This is a genomic window from Kitasatospora sp. NPDC058965, from assembly GCF_042741245.1.
Lineage (GTDB): Bacteria > Actinomycetota > Actinomycetes > Streptomycetales > Streptomycetaceae > Kitasatospora.
This window is the reverse complement of record NZ_JBHYKG010000352.1, coordinates 4,108-8,276: the sequence shown is the minus strand read 5'-3', so window position 1 is coordinate 8,276 and position 4,169 is coordinate 4,108. Positions and strand designations below refer to the sequence as shown.

The following is a 4,169-nucleotide window of genomic DNA, read 5'->3' as shown; positions in this document are numbered from 1 at the left end:
GGGTGGGCCACCCCCGGGGGGGGGGCCCGACCCGGCCTCTTCGCGTCCCGGGGACAGGCCGCTCGGGGTTCACCGGACTGTCAGCGGCGGCGGGTAGGGTGATCACCGGTGTAACGCCGAGGGGCCCCGCGGCGATGGACAGTGCAGAGGTCCAGCCTCCGGGCGGGCCTTGACGAACGGCTGAAGGCGCGCGATTCTCAAGGCGCGCGCCGACACCCCGAGGGCGGTCGGCCGTTAGTTTGGGTGGCTCCCGGATGCATAACCGGGGGTCGCGGCGGGAAATGACTCCACGTGAGTCGCGGTGCCGGCCTCCTCGGTGGGGTGGGGCACCGCAGCAGTGCGCACGGCCGCCAGGGCCGTTCGAGCGGTACGGGCAGTACGCGACGGAGGGAGCGTCCGATTCGGTCTCCGAATCAGGACTGGACAGCAGTGTGGCATTTGGCTACACTGTCCCTTTGCGCTGCCTGTTAGCTGCTCCGTGACTCGTCGCCCGGAGTCTGCGCTGCCCTGACCTGGGATTTCTTCCCTCGGCAAGGCCCGGCCGGTATGCGCGTAGTGAGCTCCGAGCCCTCGGAAGGACCCCCCTCTTGGCCGCGCCGCGCAACGCCTCGAACAATTCCGCCGCATCCACCGCCCCGCTCCGCGTCTCGTTCGCGAAGATCAAGGAGCCCCTCGAGGTACCCAACCTCCTGGCCCTGCAGACCGAGAGCTTTGACTGGCTGCTCGGCAACGCGGCCTGGAAGTCCCGGGTCGAGGAGGCGCTGGAGTCCGGTCAGGACGTCCCCACCAAGTCCGGTCTGGAGGAGATCTTCGAGGAGATCTCCCCGATCGAGGACTTCAGCGGGTCGATGTCGCTGACCTTCCGCGACCACCGTTTCGAGCCGCCGAAGAACTCCATTGACGAGTGCAAGGACCGCGACTTCACCTACGCGGCCCCGCTCTTCGTCACGGCCGAGTTCACCAACAACGAGACCGGTGAGATCAAGTCTCAGACGGTCTTCATGGGCGACTTCCCGCTCATGACCCACAAGGGCACGTTCGTGATCAACGGCACCGAGCGTGTCGTCGTCTCGCAGCTGGTCCGCTCCCCGGGCGTCTACTTCGACTCCACCCTGGACAAGGTGTCCGACAAGGACATCTTCTCCGCCAAGATCATCCCCTCCCGCGGTGCCTGGCTGGAGATGGAGATCGACAAGCGCGACATGGTCGGTGTCCGCATCGACCGCAAGCGCAAGCAGTCGGTCACCGTGCTGCTGAAGGCCCTCGGCTGGACCAACGAGATGATCCTCGAGGAGTTCGGCGAGTACGAGTCGATGCGCGCCACCCTGGAGAAGGACCACACCCAGGGCCAGGACGACGCGCTGCTGGACATCTACCGCAAGCTGCGTCCGGGGGAGCCGCCGACCCGCGAGGCCGCGCAGACGCTGTTGGAGAACCTGTACTTCAACCCGAAGCGCTACGACCTGGCGAAGGTCGGCCGGTACAAGGTGAACCGCAAGCTCGGCAACGCGGAGTCGCTGGACTCCGGCGTGCTCACCGAGCCCGACATCATCGGCACCATCAAGTACCTGGTGAAGCTGCACGCGGGCGAGGCCGAGTGGCGTGACGACGAGGGCCGCGACATCGTGGTCGAGGTGGACGACATCGACCACTTCGGCAACCGTCGCCTGCGCAACGTCGGCGAGCTGATCCAGAACCAGGTCCGCACCGGCCTGGCCCGCATGGAGCGCGTCGTCCGCGAGCGGATGACCACCCAGGACGTCGAGGCGATCACGCCGCAGACCCTGATCAACATCCGGCCGGTCGTCGCCTCCATCAAGGAGTTCTTCGGCACCAGCCAGCTGTCCCAGTTCATGGACCAGACCAACCCGCTGTCGGGTCTGACCCACAAGCGCCGCCTGTCGGCGCTGGGTCCCGGTGGTCTGTCCCGTGAGCGGGCCGGCTTCGAGGTCCGTGACGTGCACCCCTCGCACTACGGCCGGATGTGTCCGATCGAGACCCCGGAAGGCCCGAACATCGGTCTGATCGGGTCGCTCGCCTCGTACGGCCGGGTGAACGCCTTCGGCTTCATCGAGACCCCGTACCGCAAGGTCGACGAGAACGGTGTCGTCACCGAGCACGTCGACTACCTGACCGCCGACGAGGAGGACCGCTACGTCATCGCGCAGGCCAACGCGCCGCTGACGGGCGACAACCACTTCGCCGAGCCCCGCGTCCTGGTCCGCCGCCGCGGCGGCGAGATCGACTACGTGCCGGGCACCGAGGTCGACTACATGGACGTCTCGCCGCGCCAGATGGTGTCGGTCGCGACCGCCATGATCCCGTTCCTCGAGCACGACGACGCCAACCGCGCGCTCATGGGCTCGAACATGATGCGCCAGGCCGTCCCGCTGCTGCGCAGCGAGGCGCCGCTGGTCGGCACCGGCATGGAGTACCGCTGCGCGGTCGACGCGGCCGACGTGATCACCGCCGAGAAGGCCGGTGTGGTGCAGGAGGTCTCGGCCGACTACGTCACCGTGGCCAACGACGACGGCACGTACAACACCTACCGCGCCGCCAAGTTCACCCGCTCGAACCAGGGCACCGCGTTCAACCAGAAGGTCCTGGTCGACGAGGGGCAGCGGGTCGAGGCGCACCAGGTGCTGGCCGACGGCCCGTGCACCGACGAGGGCGAGATGGCCCTCGGCAAGAACCTGCTCGTGGCGTTCATGTCGTGGGAGGGTCACAACTACGAGGACGCGATCATCCTGTCGCAGCGCCTCGTCCAGGACGACGTCCTCTCCTCGATCCACATCGAGGAGCACGAGGTCGACGCCCGTGACACCAAGCTCGGCCCCGAGGAGATCACCCGGGACATCCCGAACGTCTCCGAGGAGGTCCTCGCCGACCTCGACGAGCGCGGCATCATCCGGATCGGTGCGGACGTCGTCACCGGCGACATCCTGGTCGGCAAGGTCACCCCGAAGGGCGAGACCGAGCTGACCCCGGAGGAGCGCCTGCTCCGCGCGATCTTCGGTGAGAAGGCCCGCGAGGTCCGCGACACCTCGCTGAAGGTGCCGCACGGCGAGTCCGGCAAGGTCATCGGCGTCCGGGTGTTCGACCGCGAGGAGGGCGACGAGCTCCCGCCGGGCGTCAACCAGCTGGTCCGCGTCTACGTGGCCCAGAAGCGCAAGATCACCAACGGTGACAAGCTGGCCGGCCGCCACGGCAACAAGGGTGTCATCTCCAAGATCCTGCCGGTCGAGGACATGCCGTTCCTCGCCGACGGCACCCCGGTCGACATCATCCTCAACCCGCTGGGTGTCCCGTCCCGAATGAACCCGGGACAGGTCCTGGAGATCCACCTCGGCTGGCTCGCCCAGCAGGGCTGGGACGTCTCCGGCCTGGCCGACGAGTGGGCCCGCCGCCTGCAGGCGATCGGCGCCGACACGGTCGAGGGCGGCACCAACCTCGCCACCCCGGTCTTCGACGGCGCCCGCGAGGACGAGATCACCGGTCTGCTGGACAACACCACCCTCACCCGTGACGGTGAGCGCCTGGTGAACTCCACCGGCAAGGCCCAGCTGTTCGACGGCCGCTCCGGCGAGCCGTTCCCGATGCCGATCTCGGTCGGCTACATGTACATCCTCAAGCTGCACCACCTGGTCGACGACAAGCTGCACGCCCGCTCGACCGGTCCGTACTCGATGATCACCCAGCAGCCGCTCGGTGGTAAGGCGCAGTTCGGTGGTCAGCGCTTCGGTGAGATGGAGGTGTGGGCCCTTGAGGCGTACGGCGCGGCCTACGCGCTGCAGGAGCTGCTCACCATCAAGTCCGACGACGTCCTGGGCCGCGTGAAGGTCTACGAGGCGATCGTCAAGGGCGAGAACATCCCCGAGCCCGGCATTCCCGAGTCCTTCAAGGTCCTCATCAAGGAAATGCAGTCGCTCTGCCTCAACGTGGAGGTGCTGTCCTCGGACGGTTCCAACATCGAGCTGCGGGACTCCGACGAGGACGTGTTCCGCGCCGCCGAGGAGCTCGGCATCGACCTGTCCCGGCGCGAGCCGAGCAGCGTCGAAGAGGTCTGACGGAGGTGGGGCCGGGCGGTCGAAGGGCAGGCCGGCCCCCCCCCCCGCCCCCCGCACACCACAGACAGACACTCGGAATAACAAAGAGGGGGTGACGACCAG

1 protein-coding gene is annotated in these 4,169 nt (G+C 67.7%); it reads left to right on the top strand.

The features are described 5' to 3' along the window. Nucleotides 1–587 precede the first annotated feature (587 nt). Entirely contained in the window at nucleotides 588–4,067 is a 3,480-nt protein-coding gene (gene rpoB, locus ACFW1A_RS35215; protein ID WP_380416557.1) for a DNA-directed RNA polymerase subunit beta, read from the top strand. The last annotated feature ends 102 nt before the right edge of the window (nucleotides 4,068–4,169 follow it).